Raw genomic sequence first — 24,521 nt, forward strand, 5'->3', positions numbered from 1 at the left:
TACCCTATGAAAACATACAACTACCTCGCTTTTTTTATATTGCTTTTGTTCAGTGGCACTCCGTTGGTTGCTCAAGTTGTTGATACTCCTGTCGACAGTAGCAACGTCAATGCTTATGAGCAAGACCCCTGGGCCAGCATCGAACTCACCGGCTCGCGCATGAAGCCAGGCCTTTTGCAGCCAGCTCAAGCCAGCAGCCTTAAGAAGAAAGTGCCTTTTTGGATTCCTCTCGGAGGTGGTATCCTGGGGGGAAGTGTAGTTACTTATCTCCTTTTGCAGGAAGAAGAAGCACCACCACAAGATACCGTTCCGGGGCCGGGACCTGATCCTGGCCCAATGCCTGATTCACTAGTTGTTAGGGACGATGCATTTACCTTGCCTTGCCTGCCGCCTTTTACGATCCAGCCCTTGTTGAATGACGAAGGAAGCGGGATACTGATCAGTGCTATTGGCGTCACCGGTACAGCCACCGTCGTGTTGTCTGGTACGAATGCCTTGGTGATTACCGACTATGGCGACGAGGAGATGTTTGTTTTTTCCATCACAGTCAGCGATTCTTTGGGTAATTCAGCCGTCAATAATATTTCCATTACCATTGAGCGGCCCACTATTTCAGCGGAAGACGATAGCTTTAATGCAACATTTGGTAGCCCGATTTCGGGCAATGTACTGGCCAATGACCAGGGGGATAATCTCAGAATTATTGATTTTACACCACCCGTGACTGGCGGTGCTTTTGAGCTTGGCGAAGATGGATTATTAAGCTTTATACCCGCGGCCGATTTCTTTGGTACAATAACGATTCCTTACACCATTGAAGATGATTGTGGGCAACAAGCCTCCGCCACGATAACCATCATCATCGCCGCACCTGATTGCGATTTTTCTGCCACCCTGACGCCCTCGCCCGCCGATTGTGGTTTGGCCAATGGCACTATTACGACCAACATGAGCCCCGCGGATGACTACGTCTTCAGTTGGTCCAATGGAGCGGAAAGTCAAAATCTGGAAGGGTTATTGCCGGGAGATTATTCCGTGACCATTACCAGCAACAGTGGGCTGTGCGTAGCTACCTTTACAAGCACTATTGCCGAAGCAACCTTTGTTTATATCAATTCCGTAACCAGCGCTCCCGGTGATTGCACTGGCGGAGGAGAGATCACCCTTGATTTAGACGCCCCTGGATCAGCGCCTTTGGTGACGACGATCATCGGGCCTGGCGGTCAGCAACAATTTGTCTTGCCCGTGGGCGTAACCATGCTCAGTGACTCAACCAATCTTTTTCCTGGTGATTATACCATTGCCGTGTACCCGCAAAATGCCGGAGAAGGTTGTGTATTGCAAACGGCTATCAATATCGCCGATACCAGCGTGTTGCCGATGTTGATGAACGACAGTTATTCCACGCCTTTTCAAACGCCCGTCAGTGGGAATATCTTGAACAACGACAGCGGTATGTCGATTGCCATTACGGCATTACAAACACCTGGAGACGGAACGCTCACTTACGACGAAAATGGAAGCTTCACCTACACCCCGCCTGCTAATTTTACGGGAACCATCAGCTTTACCTACACCATCACTGACCTTTGTGGGGTCAGCCTGAGCGGAACAGTGAGTATTGAAGTAGGCCCTCCAGATTGCGATTTTAATGTCGTACTGCAAGCCAGTTCTGCCGATTGTGGACTGTCCAATGGAAGCATCAGCACCAGTGTTTCCCCGGAAGGGGCCTATACTTACAGCTGGTCCAATGGTGCCGAAGCCGCGAATATTGAGCAGCTGCCTCCCGGAGATTACCAGCTTACCGTCACTAGCAATGGCGGACTCTGTCAGTATACCTATGCCGCCACGGTTGCGGAAATGGTGGGGAGCTATATCAGTAATGTGAGTACGACTCCCGGCAATTGCCTGGGGGGAGGCAACATTACCTTGACGCTGACTTCTCCTGCCCCTGGCCCCCTGACCTTAGAGCTGACTGGTGCCTTAGGAACAGAAACCTTCAGTGTAGGCACCGGAACCATTGCCGTGAATACGCTGACCAATTTACCAGCCGGTAATTATTCCCTCGGGGTGTATCCAGAAATGGCAGGTAGTGCTTGTAGCCAACTTGTCAGCGTTGCGGTGCAAGACAATACACCCCTCATCGTGGCAAACAACGACTTCTACACCACTCCTTTCCAGACGGCTATCGGGGGTAACCTTTTGATCAATGACCAAGGTCTGGAAATTGAGGTGATCAATGTAACTGAAATTACAGGAGGAGAAGTAGTGTTTACGGCTGGTGGGGGCTTCACCTTTACGCCCGATGAGACATTTACGGGGATGGGCGGTTTTTCGTATCTCATCCTGGATAGCTGTGGAGAAACGACCAGCGCGAGTGTGGTGATCACGGTGGGGGCACCCAGCTGTGATTTTTCGGTTAGCCTGAATACCCAGCCGGCAAATTGTGGGTTTGACAACGGCGCCATCACAACACTGGTCACCCCTTCAGATGAAGCCTACACTTACTCTTGGTCCGATGGAAGTAGCAACAGTTCACTCAATGGCATAACGGCTGGTTTTTATTCTCTCACGGTCACGAGTAACAGTGGTTTGTGCAACCAGTCTTACAGTGTATTTGTATCTCAGTTGCCCATCAATTACTTCAATAATACTACTACCACAGCTGGCACTTGCCTCGGTGGTGGGAATATCCAACTCGACCTCAACGCCCCAGATGGAGGCCTGCTGAACGGGGTACTCAATGGGCCAAGTATCAACCAGACGATCAGCTTGCCTTCGGGCGTAAGCAATTTGAATGAGCTCTTCAATTTGCGTTCGGGCAGTTATTCTATCACTCTTTTTTCTCAAACGGCTGGCCCTTCTTGTAGTCAAACCATCAGCTTGCTGATTCCCGATAACACCCCGGCCTTGTCTGCCAATAATGACAGCTACACGACGGCCTGGCAAACACCCGTCGATGGCAACGTAATCACCAACGATAGTGGCTTAGTTCCCACAATGATCAGTACCGAAGAAGCCTCTGGAGGGAGTGTTGTTTTTGCGGCAGACGGGACCTTCACTTTTACGCCTTCAGCAGGGTTTACCGGGATGGCAAGTTTCATTTATACCATCCAGGATGCCTGCGGCGCGACGGCTCAAGCCGAAGTCATGATCCTGGTGCAGGCACCCAGCTGCGATTTTGAGGTGACGCTGGAGGTGACTCCTGCTACTTGTGACTTGAATTCGGGAAGCATCAGCAGTAGTATTGATCCTCCCGGAATGTATACTTACAACTGGTCGAACGGTGCTACCAGTGCCTCGATTAGCAACCTGCCCGCCGCTGATTATTCCCTCACGGTTACTAGCAACGGAGGGTTTTGTACGCAAGAACTGTCCGCTACGGTTATGCAAGCAGCGCCTTTGTTTGTAGATAGTCTTAGTACTGCTCCTGGCGATTGTGCAGGAAATGGCTCCATTATCATAGAGGTCACGGCACCTGACAATGGTAACCTTGTGGTAATTATCAATGGCCCCAGTGGGAGCAGTGAGGTGACGATCCCTTCCGGATTTTCAAATCTTGGTGATTTGGTAAACCTCCCCAGCGGTGTGTACGACTTACTGGTGTATCCGGTCTCGGTAGGTTTTTCGTGTAATGAGCAGACGTTTGCGGAAGTAGAAGACAATTCCCCGCCTTTTGTGGTGAATGACGATAGTTATACCACGCCGTTTCAAACGCCATTTATCAACAACGTTTTACTCAATGATGAAGGGTTGCTAATTGAGGTATTGGAAGTGTTGGAAGTGACAGGCGGAACAGTGGACTTAAGTAGCAACGGTGATTTTCTTTTTACGCCCAGTGATGGTGCCACAGGTGCTGCCAGTTTTGTGTATTCGGCGGCCGATGCTTGCAACGAAGTGCAGCAGGGCATCGTCACCATTGAGATTGGGCCTCCTAATTGTGATTTTACGGCTACATTCTCCCAAACAGAAGCCAGCTGTGGTTACAACGATGGTAGTGTGACTGCGACCGTCAGTCCTGCTGGAGATAATTACACCTACGCCTGGTCGAATGGGGTAGATACCAGCCAAGTGCTCAATTTGCCCGCAGGAGAGCATACCCTCACCATCACCGACACAACGGATGGTTGTCCTTTATCTTTCACCTTTAATATCACAGAAAGTCCTGCGGACTACATCAGCGAATTACTCGTGACTCCGCCAGATTGTAATCAAGACGGGGATGTTCAGTTTTTACTCAGCGGAAATGCCCCGGGGCTCTACGCGGTTACGATCACTGCTCCCGGCGGAGGAGTAACGGAACTCAGTAACATAACGATGGGCTTGATGTCAATTAGTGACTACATGGTCATCAGTAGTGGTACCTATACCATCAGTGCTTACAACCAAAATATTGGGGTGGATTGCACCGAATCCATTATGGCGGTAGTGCCTGATCCGAGTTTGCCATTGATTAATCTGAGCGGCATCACCCAGCCTTCGGGAGGTGGGGCGATGGATGGTAGCATTAGCTTCAGCTTTGACCAGCTCAGTACAGGCCCTTATCAGGTAAATATCAATGGCATGGAAGTAGGGGTTTCCAGTGGAGCGCCCTACACTGCCGAAAATTTAGGTGCTGGAATGTATACCATTTTTGTCACTGATGCCAATGGCTGTACTTCGAATACCATTACTGTAGAGTTGGTGAGTAACCTCCAAATCCGCATCGGCTGGCAACCTTCGGCATTGTTCTTTGCTACCAAAGAAATGGAACCTGCTAGCAGCAATAGATCGCCTATTCTCCAACCGCGTTGGCGACCAGTCTTGCAGCTGGTTTATTCTCATAAGGACCATTTCTACCAATTCAACCTTACGGAAGCACACCGGTATTCAATGGAGGAAAAGCTAATGCCCGTTCTGTACACTGGTTTTTACTACGGTCAAGAAAGGCAGAACGGCGCGGGCACATGGCGTTGGAGCACCGGCCCAGCGTACTTGGCGGACACTGCACTGGGTTGGCAATGGGAGGTGCAAGGGGAGTGGCAACCAGCGCTTCATCAAACGTGGAATTTGCAAGCAAAAGCAGTCTGGGGAAATGCATTTCAATGGGGCCTTGGAGTAGTATGGAGGCAGTAAAAGTCTTTAGCGTCAGATATTGAATAATGTTGTTACTTTTGTAGCAAAATTGAGCATTGTTTTAAGTAGTTCTTAACATTTCCGTGCCTAGGTCTAAAAAAAATTAACCTTTACCTGTATCTTTTGCATCAATTCGCGTCTAAAGTCCAAATTCATTTGTGCAGAAGGCGCTGATAAAAGTAAGTAATGCATGTCCGCTTGTAATGCACAGATGAAAGACCTTGAGGTGATCCATAACTACTTGGACTCCCAGGCATCACGTTGTTTTAATTTGCTGTACCAGCGCTATTCCGGAAAAGTTTACGCCAAGTGCTTGACGCTCTTAGGAGACACTGCCTTGGCCGAAGATGCTACCCAAGAGATTTTTACAAAAATCTTTCTCAACCTGGGCCGCTTCAACGAGCAGTCGAAATTTTCCACTTGGTTGTATTCAATCACTTACAATTTCTGTATTGATTACATCAGGAGGAAAAAGAAAGAAAAAGCCGTGTTTTCTGACGAGATGGAAAAAGCTCCAGATATGGCAGAAGACAATATTCCGGATAAAGAGATGCTGGAGCTCAACCTGGTCCAGTTGGAGAAGGTAATGAACAGCCTCAAAGCTGGCGACCGAGCCATTCTTCTGATGAAATACCAGGATGGAGAGCAGATTAAAGACATCGCAGAGCAGTTTGGAAAATCAGAGAGTGCTATTAAAATGCAGATTAAGCGGGCAAAGGAAAGAGCCAGGAAAATTCGGGAAGAAAGCTTTGCCACGGAATCGTAAATCCTAAAAATGATGGATGAAAAGGGGCGCAATCCTTTTGAAGAGATGGAGGATCATCAGATTCGTAATTTCTTCGAAGGACCAACAGACAGAAAAATAAAATCCGGCCTGGACGGCACCCTTGGTACTTTCAGGTTTCTGGGGAGCATCGCCGATGTTTACTTGACACATTTCGTGGATACTGTAGTAGGCATGGCTAGCGCAAATAGCCAGCGCGATGAAGAGTCTACGACTTCTAGCGGAAGACTGGATCCTGGCCCTGCACCAGAACGCGATAAGAAGTATCCGAACCTGTAATATTATTTTGTAAAAACCGCTACCCAGATTAGACTGCTTATGGATCAAATTTATAATACGATTAAGGGACAATTAATGGCCATGTTGGAAGTTATTCCAAGCTTGCTGACAGCCATGGTTGTGTTTTTAGTGGGTTTAATCCTAGCTAAAGCATTACGCAGAATAATTGGTAAATTATTAGCCAAAAGCGGTATTGATAAACTAGCGGACAAGCTTAATGATATTGATTTGATCGCCAATACGGAGATCAACATCAAGCCCAGTTCGATGATTTCCGGGATCGTGTATTACTTGATCCTTTTTGTCTTTATCATGGCCTCCGTAGATGTGTTGGGCATGGAGGCGATTTCAGATCTGATGACGGATATTATCAATTATATTCCCAAAGCGATATCCGCATTTTTTGTCTTCCTCATCGGAATACTTTTCTGTGATCTGATCAAAAAAATGGTACAAGGAGCCTGTGAGTCGTTGGGGATTAGCTCGGCAAAATTGTTGGCCAATGTAGTGTTCTACTTTTTATTTCTCAATGTGGCCTTGATTACCTTGAAGCAAGCGGAGTTGCAAACCTCCTTTATGGAGAACAACATTTCCATTATTTTGGGAGGAGTAATTTTCGCTTTTTCCATCGGTTACGGCTTGGCTTCCCGCCCACTGATGTCGAATATGTTGGCCGCGTTTTATAACAAAGGCCGTTTTGTGGTGGGAGACGAACTTACTGTAGAGGGCCAACGCGGAGAAGTAATCAATATAGATACAACTACGCTGACCTTGCGGATGAATGAAGGCGAGTTGATCGTGCCGCTCAGCAAATTGTCAGATAATCAATACATCATTCACCGACGCGCGCGGTTCATGTCGCTGAAGGATAAGGAAGAAACGGAAGACTAGACTTCCGAAACCTCTTAATTAAACCATTTTTTGAAATGAAAGGATTATGTACCTTTTTTGCCATTGTACTCCTAGTGGCTTGGCAACCTATTGCAGCTCAAACAACCGAAGAGCTACAAGCAATGAAAGATGAAAAAGCAGCTGAACTGGCTACCCTAAAAGGAGAGCTAGAAGAACTTACCGGAAAGGTAGATGCGCTAAAAAGCGAAGTGGCTGGTTTGACGGACCAGCTGACGCCTTACCCACGTTGGGATACTGGCCTGTTGGGCAACGTTGGACTCAATTTTTCAACCTTCAACGACTGGTTATTGCGTGATCAACCCAATACCAGTGCTGTAAACATTGGTTTTTCCACTACCGGCATTGCTAACGCTGATTTTGAAAAAGCCTTCTGGAGAAACAGCCTTAACCTGACGCTGGGTTGGTTGAAGTTTGATAACCGCGATAATCCGGATGACAATAGTGATTTCCAGGTTTCGGCTGATGCCTTCAATATTACCTCTTTATACGGCTACAAATTGTCTAGCAAAATTGCCATCTCTACTTTGGGCGAATACCGTACGTCTATTCTCGATGGTCGTTTCAATAACCCTGGCTACCTTGATATTGGTGTAGGAGCAACCTGGACACCCATCAAAGACCTTGTAGTAGTGGTACACCCATTGAACTACAACTTCGTTTTCTCAGATGCCGAATTCGATTACCAGTCTTCGCTTGGTGCCAAAGTGGTAGCGGACTATACCCGCCAGCTTACCAAAAGTATCGCTTGGAAATCCAACCTTTCGGCTTTCGCCAGCTACGAAGGCAGCGATCTGTCTAACTGGACATGGATCAACGGTTTCTCAACTGCCGTAAAAGGTATCGGGATCGGCCTGGACCTCGGTCTTCGCAACAATAAGCAGGAAGCTCTGGCCGCCGAAAAAACCGACAATCCACTACAGACTTACTGGATCTTAGGTTTGTCTTACGCGATTTCTTCGAAGTAATCGTCTTTAAAGTCGGAAGTGGGAAGTCGGAAGTAGTTGATGCTACTAGGGGCAATTAGTCAACGCTTACACCCTTACACTCGCCCAACTTTTACACTTCCCACCTCCCACTTCCGACCTCAAATCACCTCAACAAAGTCACACTCCCCGTGTAAATCCGCTGTACCCCGTTCAGGTAATTCACTTTGGCTTTGTAAGCATAAGCGCCCTGGGGGAGGATTTCGTTTTTGTAGCGACCATCCCAGGCCGCGGCGGGTTGATCTTCGTTGAGTTCTTCGGAAACGAAAACCCGCTGACCCCAAGGCGAAAAGATCTCCAATGTCCACGAAGCCAGGCCGATGCCGGCGGGTTTAAATACGCGCACATCACCACTGCCGCTTTCCGGCGAAAGGGCATTGGGAAAGAAAATATCGTACATGAAATCGGGCTCCACGTCTACCCGAGCAGTATCGGCACAACCATTCAGCGAGGTGGCTAAAAGGCTTACTTGCCAACTACCGTTTTGTTCGTAATCGTGTACAGGATTCGTTTCCGTACTGCTGGCACCATTGCCAAAATCCCAGAAATAGTTATCGGCACCCGTACTTTCGTTGTTGAAAAGCACAATTCCCCGATAGACCTCCGTAGGCAGCTCCCAGCTAAACGCTGCTACTGGTCGGGGGAGCAGATTGACGCTGCCGCTGAGCTGTAAGGAATCAAAGCAAAGGCCATCATAGGTAGCGACCAGGCTCACATCATAGCTGCCCGCTTCATTGTATTCGATGACAGGATTGGCATCCGTAGAAATTGCTCCATTGCCAAAGTCCCAATAGTAGTCGGTGGCGTTGAGCGTCGCATTGTCAAAAACGACGGTTTGAGGGGCGCAGTCATCAATCAAAATCGGCGCAAAATCCGCTAACGGCTGTGGGATGATACGGAAGTCGTGTTGAAGAATATCCTCACAGCCGAAGGTGTTGCTGACTTGCAACTGCACATTGTATTCTCCCTGTTCCGAAAAGGTGACGCTGGGAGAGGTCAGGCTGCTGCTGATACCGTTGCTAAAGGTCCAGTTGTAGGAAGTCGCTCCGGTGCTGGTGTTCACAAAGTCAATCACTTGCTGTTCGCCACAATAGACGTTTTCAGGGAGGACAAAATTCGCTTCCGGTTCCTCGAAAACGACAATGCTGACGGTGTCGTAGGTAGAAAAACAGCCCTGTGCATCTGCAGCTCGAAAACTTACGGTATACAAGCCCGATGCGGTAAACGTATGGCAAGGGTTCAAGTTGGTAGAGCTGTTGCTGTCGCCAAAATTCCATTCGTAGAAATCAGCGTTCGTAGCGGTGGCATCGAAGCATACCTCTAATGGCGGACAGCCACTGGCACCCTCCGTGAGCACCATACTCTCGGGCCTATTCCTGACCGTAACGGTACTGGTAAAACTCGATTGACAGGAATATGCCGTGTTGCTGATAATCATCGTTACCAGGTAGGTGCCCGGTGCCTCATAATGATGGACTGGATCAATCGCAGTACTATTGTTGCCATCCCCAAAATCCCAAAATACAGTCTGGAAATCTGAGGATGCATTGGTGAAGGCAACGTCCTGGTCCGGGCAAATGACGGGAGGATGGCTAAACAGGGCCTCCGGACTAGGCAGCACTTCAATATTTATCGAAGTCGAATCTTCGCTACAAGCCGTGAGCGCATACTGATAGACGGTATAATACCCTGGTGCTTCAAAAGTATGAACGGGATTCGTTTGGTCAGAAGTGGTCCCGTCACCAAAATTCCAGCTCACAGATGATCCGAAAGAAGAATAGTTGGTGAAATTCACGCTCAATGGTACACAGCCTTGGGTGGTGTCTACGCCAAAGAATGGGGTGACATTACTGGGGTTGACCAAAAGCTCCTGAAAACTGGTGTCACTGCCACAGCTGTTAGTGGCAATCAGCTCTATCAGGTAGGTGGTCGCAGCGGTATCTGGCGTTGTGTACACCTGCATACCCGGTAAAGAATCCTGAGAAGTAAAGCCGTTACCGAAGTTCCAGAAATAGCTATCGGCGTTTCCTAAGCTGGTATTGGCAAAGCTGATTTCCAATGGCCCGCAGCCATCATCGACGGGAATGCCAAACCCGGCTACTGGTCGCGACAATACCGTCACCGTATCCATCGCCGTCGAAATTCCACAAGCATTACTCACTTCTACCATCACATGGTAAGTCGTGTCAAAAAGCCCTGCCGCGAACAACACCTCCTGAGGATTGGCTAGGGTACTGCTTTCTCCGTTGCCCAAAGTCCACTCGTACTGCAAATCAATACCGCTACTGGCATCCGTGAAGTTGACACTGAGGGGGCCACAGCCCCTTGGCGTATCTAGCGTGAAGGCGGGGGCTGGCAAGCTCGCTACGAGCAGCTCTCCATCCGCCGAACTACTACAACCGGCTGTATTGGTAGCCGTGAGTGCCACCGGAATAGTGCCTGTATTCGTCATGGAAAAACTTATACTGTCACCGTTTAGCATTTCCATTCCGTCAATCAACCAAGTGTAGTTCACACCGTCTTGAGGGCTTGCGCCCAAACGAATATCCGCCGAAGTGCACACGTAGTCAGGTACACTGAAAGACGCCTGCGGAATGGCTTGAATTTCCACGCTCACACTGTCGGCAAAGCTACAGCCGGTACTGGCGTTGGTGATCGAGTATTGGTACCAATGCACCGTGTCCAGCAAGAGTTGATCGGTGTTGATGAGCCCTTGGTTGGGATCGGTCAACGCCGGGCCCGACCAAGTACCGCCTGCCGGGGTGGGGGTCGGCAAATTTTGCACCCCACTTCCTACGCAAAAAGCCAGATTGGTACCTGCGTCGAGGTTGCCCGGTCCCTGGATATCTAGCACTAGCGCATCGCTGACTTCACAACTACTGCCCTCGGCGATGGTATAGGTGTAATCAAAAACACCCGGTCCCGCTGCGGTTAAATCTACTTGGCCAGAGAAGGGATCCATGATGCCGGGGCCAGCCCATTGGCCTCCTGCCGGAGTGCCCGTCAGTGTTATCAGGCCTTCGCTGATGCAAACGCTTTGATCCGGCCCCACGACCGCTTCTTCTGGGTCGATAATGGTGATAACGACATCGATGGTTGTAGCACAGGCTGCTAGCGAGTAGGTCAATTGTATTGGATATATGCCTTCGCCAGGGCTGGTAAAAGTACCGTTGGTGCTATCGGTAACAAAATCCCCCGACCAGTTCAATGTTCCACCGCCAGGCATAGCGGTGGGGTTGAGTTCGTCTTGTAAAACCAGGGTACCTGCATCCACACAAAAAGCCGAGGTGTCGGGCGCGGCCAAGGTAGGTAGTGCTTGTACATCCACCAGGGTCTCCTTGCGGAGTAAACAGTTGCTACTGTCCAGCAAACTGTAAACAAGATCAAAAGCACCGGCGCCATTAAGGGCAGGATCAAAGATGCCTTGCTGTTCGTCGATAATACCCATTCCTGACCAAGTGCCGCCCGTAGGACTGAACTCCAACTGTACCGGCGGCTCGTTTTCGCAAAAAGTAAGTGCTGAAGCAATCGAAACACTTTCACCCAACAACACCTCTATGCTCATGCTGTCGCCGTAAACGCAGGCATCGTCCAGAATTTGGTACTGCACATTAAAGGCACCCAAACCAGTCACAGAAGGGTCGAAAACACCACTAGAGTCAATCCCAAGCCCCGACCAGAATCCTCCTGCGGGGGATGCAGTCAAGGAAACTGGATCGGAAGCATCACAAATGGGACCGAGGGGTGATAACTCCAGCAACACCACCTCGGATCCCTGAATAGAAAGCACGGTATTAGCACTTGTATCCGGGCAATAACCATTACTGACCACGAGGTCAATGGTGTAATCACCAACCTGGTTGAAATTGACCAGCGGATTTGCTTCGTTTGGGATCATCGGTACGGAAGGCCCATTGACGGACCAGTTGTACGTACTGATATCTCCTTCCGTGACTAAGTAATCTCCCAGTTGTAGGCTGGCACTGTCACAGAATGGAGGTATTTCTTCTAAATCAGCAAGAGGAGGAGCAAGTACGGTGACGGTGGTGGTCCATTCACTGCTCCCGCAAAGGTTGTTGGCTTGTAGGCTGACTGTGTAGGTTCCGGGCACGGTAAACTCAACCGTTGGGGTTGCGCTCTGGGCGTTGAAAGTATCCAGGAAGATGACGCCTGCACTATCGGGAAAAGTCCAGAGATAATCATCGGCAAAAGACGAGTTGTTGCCAAAAGTGACGGTCAGTGGTACGCAGCCAATAGCGGCATCACTGCCGTTGGCGGTACTGCCCGCTAAGGGTTTGTCAAGTACCTCTACGGGCAGCGTGAGACTATCTACGCCACACTGGTTGGTCACTAAAAGCGTCACATCGTAGACGCCGGCGGAGTCGAAGACGTGATCAGGATTAGGATCGGTGGAAGTGGTACCGTCGCCAAAAGACCAAAGGAATTCGGTGCCGTGGCAGCTACCGTTGGTTAGCGTGATGGAGTCTCCGGCGCAAACGATCGGAGGGGCACTAAAATTAGCTCGTGGCTTAAAACGAATCGCCACGGGAGCAATCTGTGTATGACAGCTCTGCCCCTCCGCGCAAAAACGGTAAATTTCCAGGCTTATATTGTAGACGACGAAACTATTGCCCGACGAGCAGGCAGTCCCTTCTTCAAAGAGGTAAGTGTAGAAATAATTGGAAACTTCGTAAACGGTATCCCGATCACCATTGCCCCAATCCCAGACGTAGAAGTCGATGTCAGGCATGATTGTTTGGTTGATCACTTCGAAGGTGGCTCCTTCGCACACGGTAATTTCTTCGCTGAGCAGGGCCCAGTCGGCAAAAATATCACCACATTCATCGGTGATACATTGGGCATTTAAGGAAAGGCTTAGGCTTCCGAAAAAGGTCAGAAGCGACAGACGTATTAATAGTTGCATAGTATTCAGACGGATTTTGGGGGAGTTAACGGTACCAGCTATTGTTCCAACGGCGGTGATGACTACGGCCTACAGGAGGGCATTGTACGCTGCCTTTGCGGCTTCGGCCACCGGGTCGCCCTTTGCCCGCGCCGCCAGGACTGAGTACGCTACAGAACAAGCCACCACTTTGGAGATAGTAGCGAATGTTAACTTCCACCACGCCACCAGAAGCAGAGCGCAGGCCACCAATATTCATATCGTAGCTAAGGCCAATTTCCAAGGCTTGCCGTTTATCCAAATCAAAAGCGAGACCTAAATAGGCAATCAAGGCATCTGTATTTTGGAAGCCCGCAAAAGGATGGCTATTGTGATAAAACAAACCCAGTGAACCTCCCTGGTAGAGGCCCGTCAGGCCAAGGGTGGTAGCGTTGATGCCGCCCTGTCCTTCCAGTCGAAATTGGGGTACCAGCCGGAAACGATTGATCTGGCCGTTGCCTACACTCAGGAAAGGCAGATAGAGACTCCCGTGTGCCGCCCAACGCAGCGGGAGCGGGGTGTCTAAACCCTGTAATGATTCGATAGGCCCCGTGTTAAAGCTGACGTTGAGCAAATTGTTCAGGGCAATACCGTAATCGAATTGCAGGTCTTCCTTTCCGCGTTTGCGAACATCTACCCGATGGATAAACCCAAAATCAACGCCACCAAACTGTACCGGTACGCGGCTTCCCGGATCAAAAGCCGTGGCGTTGACATTCCCAAACCGGGGATCGAGCTGATCCGAAAAAACGAGTCGATCCCAATCAATCCGTTTTTCCATCCAGTAAGGGCTGATGCCCAAGCGGAAATTATGTACCGATCGCCGCCCGTCGATACGTGCCACAAAGCCAAGTTGTAATTTAGCGGCGGTGGTCGTAAGGAGGCCTTCTCCTTCGATGTCACGAGCTATACTAAGGCCGATAGCTCCTGGCAGACAGGGCTCAAAACTCTCTACGGAAGCGTAAAAAGAATTGAAGCCGCTGGGAATCTGGTTCCATTGGCGCCGGTAGGTGACCGTGCCCGTCAGGCCTCCGTTGATGCCTACATAGGCCGGATTGAGATGCAAAGGCGTATTGAAGAACTGGGAAAAGATAAAATCCTGGGCCCAAAGGCTTGGAGATTGGAGTAGCAGCCAGCATGTGGCCACGGCAGCTGCACGAAGCAGCCCGCGAAAGAAGGGTACCATGTTGAAGTTGTTTTTGGGACGTACGCCAGCACAGCTCAAGGGCTTAGTCTCTGGTAGACCTGCTCCCTTCAGTTGGCTATCGCACTGAAAAAGCTATCGCACGCCAGCAATAAAACTACCTGTGGATTTGTGGTGACACAAAACCTGAAGCAGTATGTTCCCTTACGGGACAATACCTACGTACTATCGCAAAATTAAATAGTCAATGTTTACTCACTTAACCAGGGAAAATAAGGGTGTGAGTTTTTGTGAAGCTTTCTCAAGACAGGCTCATGGGGAACCCTAAATTCAGGATAACATATTATGTTTTTCAAAGATAGGTAAAAGATCAGGTAAAATGCAAGGTTGGGAAAGGATAAAAAACAGGAAGATGATTTTTAGTAATTTTTTTGGCATTTCTCCTTTTACCAGATGATCGGACAACTTTCCTTTATTTTTCACGATCTTTAAGCCATTGTGTGCAATAGGGGGAACAGCCTGGTCCCACTATCCTTATTGTATTCCACGCTTAAAATTAATCACCTATGCGTTATTTTACCCTTCTGTTGTCCTTTTATGTACTGCTTTCGGGCCTTTCCGCCCAGGAGGCTACCAGTATTGAAGTTTACAATATTCTGCAAGCAAAATGTGCTACTTGCCACAGTGGGCCCGATGCTCCGCAGGGCTTAGACCTGGAAGGTACTGGTGGTACTTTGCTCGCGCGTATGCAGGATGTGTATACCACCCTTTATAACCAAACACCGGCCAACGCTACAGCTGCCGCCAAAGGCGATGCCTACATTTATCCAGGCCGGGTCGACCGTAGCTTCCTTTTTAGGAAACTGAACAGAGGCCTTGAGCCAACCGTGCATTTGGACGCCAGTGGCGACGAAGGGCAAAGCATGCCTCCTTATGGACAACCCCTGCTCACGGATGTAGAAAAAGAAATGATCCGGCAATGGATTCTCTATGGCGCACCTGCTGCCGGAACTGTTGTTGATCGCACGATTATCGAAGACTACTACAGTGGCATGGCACAAGCATCGTTTCCCGACGGACCACCACCAGCTCCTGCTCCAGAAGAAGGCTTCCAAATAAAAATGGGCCCGTTTTACCTTGCACCAGGCGATGAGCTGGAGTATTTTCAAAAATATGAATTGGAATTGCCCGAAGAGCTGGAGGTGAACCGATTGGATATGAAAATCGGCACTTATTCCCACCACTTTATTATGTACAATTTTGGGCAAGGAGGTGATGCAGGTATTGCCGATGGTTTCCGTACCGACCCTTTTCATAACAACATCAATCTGGTTGCAGCAATCCAGGAAACCACTGATCTCAATTTGCCCCAGAATACAGCTTTTCGCTGGAGGGAAGGATTGGTTGCCGACCTCAACTCTCATTACATCAATTATTCCGCAACATTGGTGTACCAGGCAGAAGTTTACGTCAATGTATATACCCAACCCACTGGGACGGCTGCTCAGGAAATGTTCACCGACCTGCTCGTAAAAGGCAATATTCCGATTCCTAATAACGAAAGCACAATTACCCATACCCAGATCGTCAATCCTGGTTGGGGCGAGATCTATCTATGGGGCCTCATGGGGCATACTCACAAATATGGCACCAGCTACAAAGCCTGGCGGCGAGAAAGCTTGCAGCCAACGGAGCTACTCTATGATGCCGCTTGCCCACGGGGAGAGCCCGGTTGTGTATCTCCTTATTTTGACTATCGTCACATTCCGTTCCGTTATTTTGAGCCACTGGAACCCCTGACCATGAACTTCGCCAATGGTCTGGTACACGAAGCACAATGGGTAAATGATGGCCCTGCCCCTGTGAACTTTGGCCCTACTAGCGACGATGAAATGATGGTGATGGTCGTCATGTACACCGAAGATTCTACGGGAGTGCAGGTGGTTCCTACGGAGGAAATCACTACGGAGCGAGATGTACTCAAGCTAAGCCCGAGCCCTGCCAGCGACTGGGTGCAGGTGCAAAGCCCGGATTATATCCAGGAGGGCACCTTTGTGCTTTTTGACGCTACGGGGAGACAAATCTGGCAACAATCTGTCAGCGGAACCCGTTTCCTTGTGGAGCGTGGTGCCTGGCCAGCTGGAATGTATTGGTACCAACTACAAACTTCCGCAGCCAAGGCTTACACCGGAAAAATTCTTTGGCTGGAATAGTATGATTTATGAAATGGATGAAACGATTAGCTTACTTTTTTGGCATTCTCTACGCACTGGTGTGTCTGGTGCTTTACTTTCAACAGGAGCGAATCATTTTTAATCCAACCATTCTGGAAGCTTCCTTCCAATTTTGGGAGGGAGAGGAAGTTTACGTGCCAGTAGAAGATCAAGTTAGGCTTCACGCGCTATGGCTAAAGCAGCCAGACACACGCGGGGTTGTCCTCTACTGGCACGGCAACCGCGGTTCCAATCGCCGTTGTCTGCGTCAGGCAGAAAATCTGGCGGGTTTAGGCTATGATGTTTTCATGCCTGATTATCGTGGCTACGGGAAAAGTGACGGTCATATTTCTTCCGAAAAACAGTTGTTTGCCGATGCTCAGGAGGTATACGATTGGCTAAAAAAACATTACGCCGAAAATCAGATCATAGTGCTGGGCTATTCCCTCGGCAGTGGCGTGGCTACTTATTTAGCCACCATGAACCAACCTCAGCATCTCTGCCTGGTAGCACCTTATCGCTCGATGGTGGAAATGAAAAATCTGATCCTTCCTATCGTTCCCTCCTTTTTAGTCAAATACCCCTTGCGGAATGATCGGCGGTTGGCGGAAGTCAAAGTCCCCGTTACCCTGTTTCACGGTACAAGAGATGAATTGATTCCCTTTGAGCACTCGGTTTTTTTACAAAAACTATTGCCACAAACAGCCGAGTTGGTAAGCCTGGAAGGAAAAGGACACAGAGGAGCAATCTTTAGTTCGGTATTGCGGCAGGAGCTCCAGCATATTATCGGAAACAAGGTATCTGCTGCTTTTTAAGGTGCCTTGATTTGTTGGTGCTGTGTAATGCAGTGCTTTTCCGTATTTTTGTCGACCGAAAAAGAAACTTATCATGAATAGACTTATTCTCCTTTTAGTTTTGAGCCTTGGCCTACAGACAGTAGGATTTAGCCAAGCGCAAATTTCGCTGGAAAGAATCTGGGAAGATTACCTCTTTACGCCCAAGCAGGTACCTGGTTTTACCTTCATGAATGACGGCCAGCATTATACCCGTTTGGAAAACAATAAAATTGAGCAATACGATCTGCGCACTGGCAAACAGGTAGCTACCTTGCTCAATGTCACCACCATTGCCCAGGTAGATAATATTACTAGCTACCAGTTTACGGACGATGAAGCGCGGATCATTCTCAGCAATAACCACCGGCCGATTTTCCGCCACTCTTATGCTGCTGACTTTTTTATTTACAATCGTTCCACGAAAAGCGTAGAGCGGGTATTTGAAGAAGGCAAGCAAGTACGCCTGGCGGCCTTGAATCCACAAGGCGATAAAGTGGCTTTCGTTTACGAAAACAACCTTTACGTCCAGGATCTCCTCAACCGAAAAGTAACCCAAATCACCGCGGATGGAGAAGTCAATAAAATCATCAACGGTGCCACCGATTGGGTTTACGAAGAAGAATTTGGCGATGACAATGGGTTTTTCTGGTCGCCTGATGGTCAGCAAATTGGTTTCTACCGATTTGATGAATCAGCGGTGAAAGAGTTTACCATGACCAACTACAATGATGACTTATACCCGGAGTATGTCACCTTCAAGTACCCCAAAGTAGGCGAGAAGAACAGTGATGTCAGCATCCATATCTATGACCTGAACTCAGGCAAGACCAAAGAAGTAGCAAAAACAGGTGCAGAATGGGAGTATTTCCCACGCATCAAGTGGACGCGTAAAGCCGGAGAGTTGTGTGTGTTCTTTATGAATCGCCATCAGAGTAAGCTGGAGCTGCGCCTGTTGGATTTTGCGGGAAATAGCAAAACACTTTTGCAGGAAAAAAGTGATTATTACATCGATATCCATGATAACCTTGCCTTCCTGGAGAACAGCGACCAGTTTGTCTGGACGAGTGAAAAGGATGGCTGGAACCACGTCTATCTTTACAACATGGACGGTAGCCTCGCACAACAGCTCACCATGGGCAACTGGGAAGTGACCAACTTCTACGGCCTGGATGAAGCCAATGGAATGATCTACTACCAGGCCGCCAAGAAGAACCCAATGCAACGGGAAGTGTATGGTCAGTTGATCAAAGGCAAGGGCAATACCACCCTTCTGGCTGGCGTAGCAGGGACCAACAGTGCGCAGTTTAGCAGCACTTTTGATTACTTCGTATTGACTTATTCTTCCCAAAATACACCCGCTACTTACACGGTGATGGATCGTGCAGGCAAGCAAGTGCGGGTCATTGAGGACAATGCCCGCCTGCAAGGATTGCAGAAGACCTACGGCGTATCGAATGTGGAGTTTTTCCAATTCAATACCGCTGACGATGTGACCTTGAATGGCTACATGATCAAGCCGCCCAACTTCAGCGAAAAGCGCTTGCACCCCGTATTGATGTACGTGTATGGAGGCCCTGGCAGCCAGACGGCAACGGATAGCTGGGGTGGCCAAAATTATTGGTGGTTCCAAATGCTGGCATCGCAAGGGTACATTGTGGTGAGTGTGGATAACCGTGGTACCGGTGCTCGGGGAGAACAGTTTAAGAAAATGACTTACCAGCGCCTCGGTCACTATGAAACGATTGACCAGACGGAAGCTGCCCGTTACCTCGGAAACCTCCCCTACATTGATGCAAAACGGATCGGAATCTTTGGCTGGAGCTATGGTGGCTACATGGCCAGCTCTTGTATCTTGAAGAGCAATGACGTATTCAGAGCTGCCATTGCTGTGGCTCCCGTCACCAACTGGAAATGGTACGATAGCATCTACACCGAGCGCTACATGCGTACCATAGAGGAAAACGAAGAGGGTTATCAGGAAAATTCTCCCGTCTATTTCGCCGATCAGTTGGAGGGAGAATACCTGCTGATCCACGGCATGGGCGACGATAATGTCCATTTTCAACACACGGCAGAAATGGCCAATGCCCTCATCATGGAGAATAAGCAATTCGAGACTTATTTTTACCCCAACCGCAATCACGGTATTTACGGTGGCCCTACTCGCTTGCATTTATACACTAAGATGACGAACTTTCTGAACGAAAAATTGAAAGTGCGCCCCCGTCAAGAAGCGGCCCGCCCTGCGGGTTTGTTACGGGCAGAGCCGGTACAGAAGAACAATAGTAGCCATAACTAGTGCATCAGGCAGAAAAAAGCCGTAGTTACTTCTTGTGTGCGACCAGTTGGAAGGCACTTCAAAAGTGCCTTCCAACGCTCAATTGCATCAGGCATAAGAAATGCGTAGTTGCTTTTTAGGGAACTTTTGGTTTATGGTGTTGTTCTTGAAGCAGCAACTTTAGTAATAGATCACCTTATTTTTATACGCTCACTTACCACCACGAAGAGAATAGAACAAGCAAAATGGCTACGAAAAAGCAAAAACCACTGATCGAGATCGTCAACCGACGCGCGACTTTTGAATTTGAGTTTATTGATGTTGTTGAAGCGGGTATCCTGTTATTGGGTACGGAGATCAAGTCTGTACGTGCTGGCAACGTCAATCTGAGAGATGCCTACTGCTTGTTCAAAAATGGAGAGCTGTTCATCTACAGCATGTTTATCGCGCCTTATACTTACGGCAACCAGTTCAACCACGAAGAAAGGAGAGTCCGAAAATTATTGCTCAAGCGGGCCGAGCTTCGGAAGTTGGAAAAGAAGGTCAAAGAGAAAGGTTTTACCATTGTTCCGCACAAGTTTTATATCAATGAGCGGGGCTTTGCCAAGATGGAAATAGCCCTGGCGCAGGGTAAAAAGACTTACGACAAACGCGACTCCATCAAACAAAAAGACATGAAGCGGGATTTGGATCGGATCAAGAAGGCGAACTTGTAGAGGGGGCGGGGCGATTGCATCACCCCTAAGGGTAGAAGATAGAGGGACTTTGGGCATCGTGAAGGGATGCACTGACTATTTTGAACCATGGCGATATACGAAATCAAAGAGTAGCGGCATTTCAATCCCTCTACCCTCTACAAAAAGGCGCGCGAAGCGGCCTGCCATCTATCTACCCATTTAGATCAGCTTATTTCCCTCTCCCGGGAAAACCACATCTGGCTGGTAGGTCTTTGCTTCCTCGGGCGTCATCCAGCCATAGGCGATAATGATGACCACATCTCCTACTTGTACCCGGCGTGCGGCGGCACCATTCAGGCAGATCATCCCGGAGCCTCGCTCCCCTTTGATGGTGTAGGTCTCAAAGCGTTCGCCATTGTTGTTATTCACAATTTGCACGCGTTCTCCTTCCTGTAGGTTGGCGGCATCCAATAAATCTTCATCAATGGTGATACTGCCCACGTAGTTGAGGTTGGCCTCGGTGACTACGGCGCGGTGAATTTTTGATTTAAAGCGTTGAATTAGCATAAGCTTGTTTCCATCAAGTTACTAAAGAGAAGATTCAATTTGCTTTCTACGCAAGGAGAAGAATCGCAAAAGTATAAAATTTGCTAAACATTGGCTTAAACTCCTCTTCCTTTTAATGAAAGTTCGTTTGTAAGACACAAACAAAACAAAATTAGGATCAGTTTGTTTAGTCTGTCGCTTTTTTGACGCAGAAACAAGGAGAAAGTTACAGGTTGCCTCTCAGTGGGAGATTATCAATCAGCCTCACCTCTCCGGCCCAGACGGCTGTACAGGCAACAATTAGCTCTGCAAGTTCTTCTTGGTCGGGGAGTGGTTGAAGGCTATGCCCATCAACGATGGAGAAATATTCCGGACGGAACCCCGGTTGGCTGAGTGCTTCCATGGCCCAGGTTTCGATATCTTTAGGAAGCTCACCTTTGATCAGACGTTTTTTGGCTTCTAGAAGGGTTTGGTACAGGATAACCGATCGCTGACGAATTTCTGGATCTAATAGGACGTTTCTGGAACTCAAGGCCAGGCCATCTTCTTCGCGCACCGTAGGAACAGTGATAACCCGGTAGGGAAGGTCGAGTACCCGAACCATTTGTTTTATGATCAGTTGCTGTTGGTAATCCTTTTGACCCATGTAAAGGTTTTCCGGCTGGATGATATCCAAAAAACGTTTCACAACTTGTGCAACACCGTCGAAGTGCCCGGGGCGTTGTGCGCCTTCCATCCGGGCGTCCAGTCCCGATAAGTCGATCTGCAAGCGGGTATCCAGTCCTGGAGGGTAAACGTCATCTACTTCCGGTAAAAAAGCGACATTACAACCAACCTTTGCTAGTGCTTGCAGGTCTTTACCCGGAGTTCGGGGATACCTGTCCAGGTCGTTTGCTTCGTTGAATTGGGTAGGATTCACAAAGATGCTGGCAACTGTAATTTGATTTTCGGCCAACGACCGCTTAACCAAAGTCAAATGTCCAGCATGCAAAGCACCCATCGTTGGGATAAAACCAACGGAGCGATTATTGACCCTTTCAGCATTCAGAAAAGCCTGGAGCTGATCAACGCGTTTAAACAATTGCATGAAATAATGAATTTTCTTCCCGAAAGCGGGAAGCAAATATAGCCGTTTTTCAGAAAGAGACCTTTTTAAAGAACCTGTTTAAAAGGCAAATGCCTGATTTTTACTATCTTTGCAGCCTGAATTGAATAGTTGGGCGGAAGATTTATCTTCTTAATCGATTAGCAATTCTGATATAAACGATCTTTGATTCTTTTTTGAAAATAGAGATAGCAGGCGTATGAGCAAAAAGAAGGTATTGATAGTTACCCAGGAAATGGAGCCATATACAACCCTCTCGCAAGTTTCCGAGACTGTTCGTCAACTGGCCCCGTATGTGCAAGAGAAAAACATGGAGATCAGGGTACTTATGCCTCGGTTTGGCACTATCAACGAACGTCGTCATCGTCTACATGAGGTAGTACGGCTTTCTGGCATGAATATCATTGTTGATGACGATGATTATCCTTTGATTATTAAAGTGGCTTCTTTGCCAGAGGCCCGGATGCAGGTTTACTTCCTTGACAATGATGATTTCTTCAAGCGGAAGCAAATCTTCCAGAGCGATAAAGGCAAGCCTTTTGAAGACAATGCCGATCGCACCGTCTTTTTCTGTAAAGGAGTTTTAGAAACGGTAAAGAAATTTGGTTGGGCTCCTGATATTATCCACTGTCATGGTTGGATGACGAGTCTTATTCCGTTGTATCTCAAAACAGCTTATAAGAACGAACCTCTTTTTGAGCCGGCCAAAATTGTTTACTCTACCTACGCGTCCGATAATTTTTCTGCTCATTTTAGTGAAAACTTCGCTACCAAAGCGTCGATCAATAATCTGTCAGAAGAAGATTTGCACAATTACCAGGATGGTGACCATGTGCAGTTGGAAGCAGGAGCGATCCACTACGCTGACGCCATCGTCCGCGCTTCGGAGGAGCTTTCGCAGGAAGCTGTTACAGCATTAGCTAAAACCGATAAACCGGTACTGGCTTATGATGAAGAAAATTTCCGGGCTAACCTTATTGAATTTTATCAATCACTTTTGACGGAAGAGGTTGAAAGTTAGGGTTTTCGGTAGCAGGTTTTTGACCTTATAAATACTACTGTTGAAAACCTCTCGTTGTACCTCTTTGTGGCGTGTGTCCTTCTTACTGTACAGTAGCAACTGTATGGGGGATGATATGCGAAAAGCATCAACATTTTTATGAAGAATAGTTTCTGGACCAAACTTTTGGTCGTTTGTTGCGCACTTTCTTTTGTACTTGCTAGCTGTACTGACCCTCTCGAAGTAGGGGCCAATTTATTGGATGAAGACCGGGCAAGGGTTGGGTTTACAGATACCCTACAGCTGAAAGTAAGAACCGAAATAGCGGACTCCGTGAGTGCTTTTTCTCCTGGTGTAGGCGCAATTTCTACCTTCCTCTTTGGGCGAACCGAGAATCCCTATTTCGGCATTACCGAAGCAGGGTTTTATCTGGAACCGCTGCTTTCCCGCGATTTGGGAGGTAATCCAATCGACTTTCTTTCGACGTTCAACCCCAATACCGTCATTCTTGATTCTATTGTGCTTGTGCTTCCATTGGATTCCGCCGGAATTTATGGTGATGTAAACGGCGAATTTGGGGTAGAGGTATACCGGGTAACCGAGCAGCTTGAGCCCGTTGTTTATGATGAAGATGGCAATGTCTCTTTCTTTAGCAACATTTTTTACGATACCGATCCGATGCCCTTGGCTTCGACGATGTTTCGTCCCAATTACGACGATAGCGTCTTTGTGAAAAAAGACATTAGCTTTAGTACTCTGGATACGGTTGACCTGAAATCGCCTCACGTTCGCGTACGTTTGGATAATGCTTTTGGCGAAACCTTCTTTCAGCAGGATACTTCCGTATTTGCCAACGATAGCACCTTGTTGGAGTTTTTCAAAGGTTTGTACGTAAAACCCACCGGAGTATCTCCAGGATTGCTCAATTTTAGCCTAAATCGCAGCTGGTCAGGTGTTTATTTCTACTACCGTGCGGGTACAGATACCCTTACTTATAGCCTGGAAGCAGGCAGTATTGGTCGTCGGATCAGTACTTATAAACACGACTACGAAGGCTATGTTGTCGGTGATTTTATGGCCAATCCTGATACGCAGGATAGTCTCATGTTCCTGCAAGGCTTGCAAGGCTTACAGATCGCTTTTGATATTCCTGGCTTGGATAACTTTAGCCAGAAAGTGATCAATAAGGCAGAGCTGGAACTGACGGTAGCCATACCTGCCGATTATGATATCCTCTTTAATCCTGTACCGACACAGATCGTCGCGTTGAGGAGAACCGACGAAGGAGAGTACCTGGTGATCAGTGATGTTTCGGTTTTGCCCAATGATTTATCCGTTTATTTTGGTGGACAACCCGAGGAGCAAACAGGAGGAGATATTTTGTATAAACTGAATATGTCCATACATACCCAGTATGTTATTGACGGCTCAGAGATGGAAACGATATATTTAGCCGTATTTCCCCGGCAAGGGAATGCGCGTCAAGTTATATTTAAAGGACCTGGAGCAGTAGTTAATCCTCCTGTTCTTAAGGTGTCTTTTACGGATTTATAGAACAAATAACAGCAGTGTGACATTAGTTTAAAGAATGTCCTGATCCAATCAGGACATTCTTTTCGCGTAGGAACAGCACGAAAAGAAAACACGATTTTGTTTTTCAAATAGTTGAATAAGCGCTTCATTTAAAGTGTTTTAACTATTTGAAAA

General features: G+C 48.1%; 15 protein-coding genes. 11 read left to right on the top strand and 4 right to left on the bottom strand.

The features are described from left to right. Positions 1 to 6: 6 nt before the first annotated feature. From AB0L18_RS09355 to AB0L18_RS09375, 5 genes are all read left to right on the top strand, one after another. Positions 7 to 5,115 (top strand): tandem-95 repeat protein, encoded by a 5,109-nt coding sequence (locus AB0L18_RS09355; protein WP_367392322.1) that lies wholly within the window; start codon positions 7 to 9, stop codon positions 5,113 to 5,115. A gap of 190 nt (positions 5,116 to 5,305) precedes the next feature. Beyond that, positions 5,306 to 5,881: an RNA polymerase sigma factor gene (locus AB0L18_RS09360; RefSeq protein WP_367392323.1), complete on the top strand. Its 576-nt coding sequence runs from the start codon at positions 5,306 to 5,308 to the stop codon at positions 5,879 to 5,881. Between the two features lie 9 nt (positions 5,882 to 5,890). Beyond that, positions 5,891 to 6,178: a hypothetical protein gene (locus AB0L18_RS09365; protein WP_367392324.1), complete on the top strand. Its 288-nt coding sequence runs from the start codon at positions 5,891 to 5,893 to the stop codon at positions 6,176 to 6,178. Between the two features lie 39 nt (positions 6,179 to 6,217). After that, a complete protein-coding gene (locus tag AB0L18_RS09370; protein ID WP_367392325.1) occupies positions 6,218 to 7,069 on the top strand; it encodes a mechanosensitive ion channel domain-containing protein in 852 nt (283 codons plus the stop codon). Positions 7,070 to 7,104: 35 nt separating this feature from the next. Continuing rightward, on the top strand, positions 7,105 to 8,055 hold the full coding sequence (locus AB0L18_RS09375) for a DUF3078 domain-containing protein (RefSeq protein WP_367392326.1): 951 nt from the start codon (positions 7,105 to 7,107) through the stop codon (positions 8,053 to 8,055). A gap of 124 nt (positions 8,056 to 8,179) precedes the next feature. Here AB0L18_RS09375 and AB0L18_RS09380 read toward each other — a convergent pair whose 3' ends face one another. Further along, positions 8,180 to 12,997 (bottom strand): PKD domain-containing protein, encoded by a 4,818-nt coding sequence (locus tag AB0L18_RS09380; protein ID WP_367392327.1) that lies wholly within the window; start codon positions 12,995 to 12,997, stop codon positions 8,180 to 8,182. Between the two features lie 25 nt (positions 12,998 to 13,022). Continuing rightward, positions 13,023 to 14,201 (bottom strand): PorP/SprF family type IX secretion system membrane protein, encoded by a 1,179-nt coding sequence (locus tag AB0L18_RS09385; RefSeq protein WP_367392328.1) that lies wholly within the window; start codon positions 14,199 to 14,201, stop codon positions 13,023 to 13,025. Positions 14,202 to 14,725: 524 nt separating this feature from the next. Between AB0L18_RS09385 and AB0L18_RS09390 the strand changes: the two genes are divergently transcribed. The 4 genes from AB0L18_RS09390 (at position 14,726) to smpB (ending at position 20,202) form a co-directional block, all read left to right on the top strand. Beyond that, positions 14,726 to 16,372, top strand: a complete 1,647-nt coding sequence (locus AB0L18_RS09390) for a hypothetical protein (protein ID WP_367392329.1) — start codon at positions 14,726 to 14,728, stop codon at positions 16,370 to 16,372. Between the two features lie 8 nt (positions 16,373 to 16,380). Beyond that, positions 16,381 to 17,187: an alpha/beta hydrolase gene (locus AB0L18_RS09395; protein ID WP_367392330.1), complete on the top strand. Its 807-nt coding sequence runs from the start codon at positions 16,381 to 16,383 to the stop codon at positions 17,185 to 17,187. Positions 17,188 to 17,260: 73 nt separating this feature from the next. Then, the gene (locus AB0L18_RS09400) at positions 17,261 to 19,507 is read left to right on the top strand and encodes a S9 family peptidase (protein ID WP_367392331.1); all 2,247 of its coding nucleotides are present in this window, start codon (positions 17,261 to 17,263) and stop codon (positions 19,505 to 19,507) included. Between the two features lie 224 nt (positions 19,508 to 19,731). Next, positions 19,732 to 20,202: an SsrA-binding protein SmpB gene (gene smpB, locus AB0L18_RS09405; protein ID WP_367392332.1), complete on the top strand. Its 471-nt coding sequence runs from the start codon at positions 19,732 to 19,734 to the stop codon at positions 20,200 to 20,202. A 180-nt stretch (positions 20,203 to 20,382) separates the two neighbouring features. Here smpB and panD read toward each other — a convergent pair whose 3' ends face one another. Next, positions 20,383 to 20,730, bottom strand: coding sequence for an aspartate 1-decarboxylase (panD, locus tag AB0L18_RS09410; RefSeq protein WP_367392333.1), 348 nt, complete (start codon positions 20,728 to 20,730; stop codon positions 20,383 to 20,385). Between the two features lie 205 nt (positions 20,731 to 20,935). After that, positions 20,936 to 21,796, bottom strand: a complete 861-nt coding sequence (gene panC, locus AB0L18_RS09415; RefSeq protein ID WP_367392334.1) for a pantoate--beta-alanine ligase — start codon at positions 21,794 to 21,796, stop codon at positions 20,936 to 20,938. 217 nt (positions 21,797 to 22,013) lie between these two features. Between panC and AB0L18_RS09420 the strand changes: the two genes are divergently transcribed. Both AB0L18_RS09420 and AB0L18_RS09425 read left to right on the top strand, forming a co-directional pair. Further along, positions 22,014 to 22,835, top strand: coding sequence for a glycogen/starch synthase (locus tag AB0L18_RS09420; RefSeq protein WP_367392335.1), 822 nt, complete (start codon positions 22,014 to 22,016; stop codon positions 22,833 to 22,835). A gap of 138 nt (positions 22,836 to 22,973) precedes the next feature. Beyond that, complete coding sequence (locus tag AB0L18_RS09425) at positions 22,974 to 24,368, top strand: DUF4270 family protein (RefSeq protein ID WP_367392336.1); 1,395 nt, start codon at positions 22,974 to 22,976, stop codon at positions 24,366 to 24,368. Positions 24,369 to 24,521: the final 153 nt, after the last annotated feature.

This window comes from Lewinella sp. LCG006, assembly GCF_040784935.1.
In the GTDB taxonomy this organism is placed as follows: domain Bacteria; phylum Bacteroidota; class Bacteroidia; order Chitinophagales; family Saprospiraceae; genus Lewinella.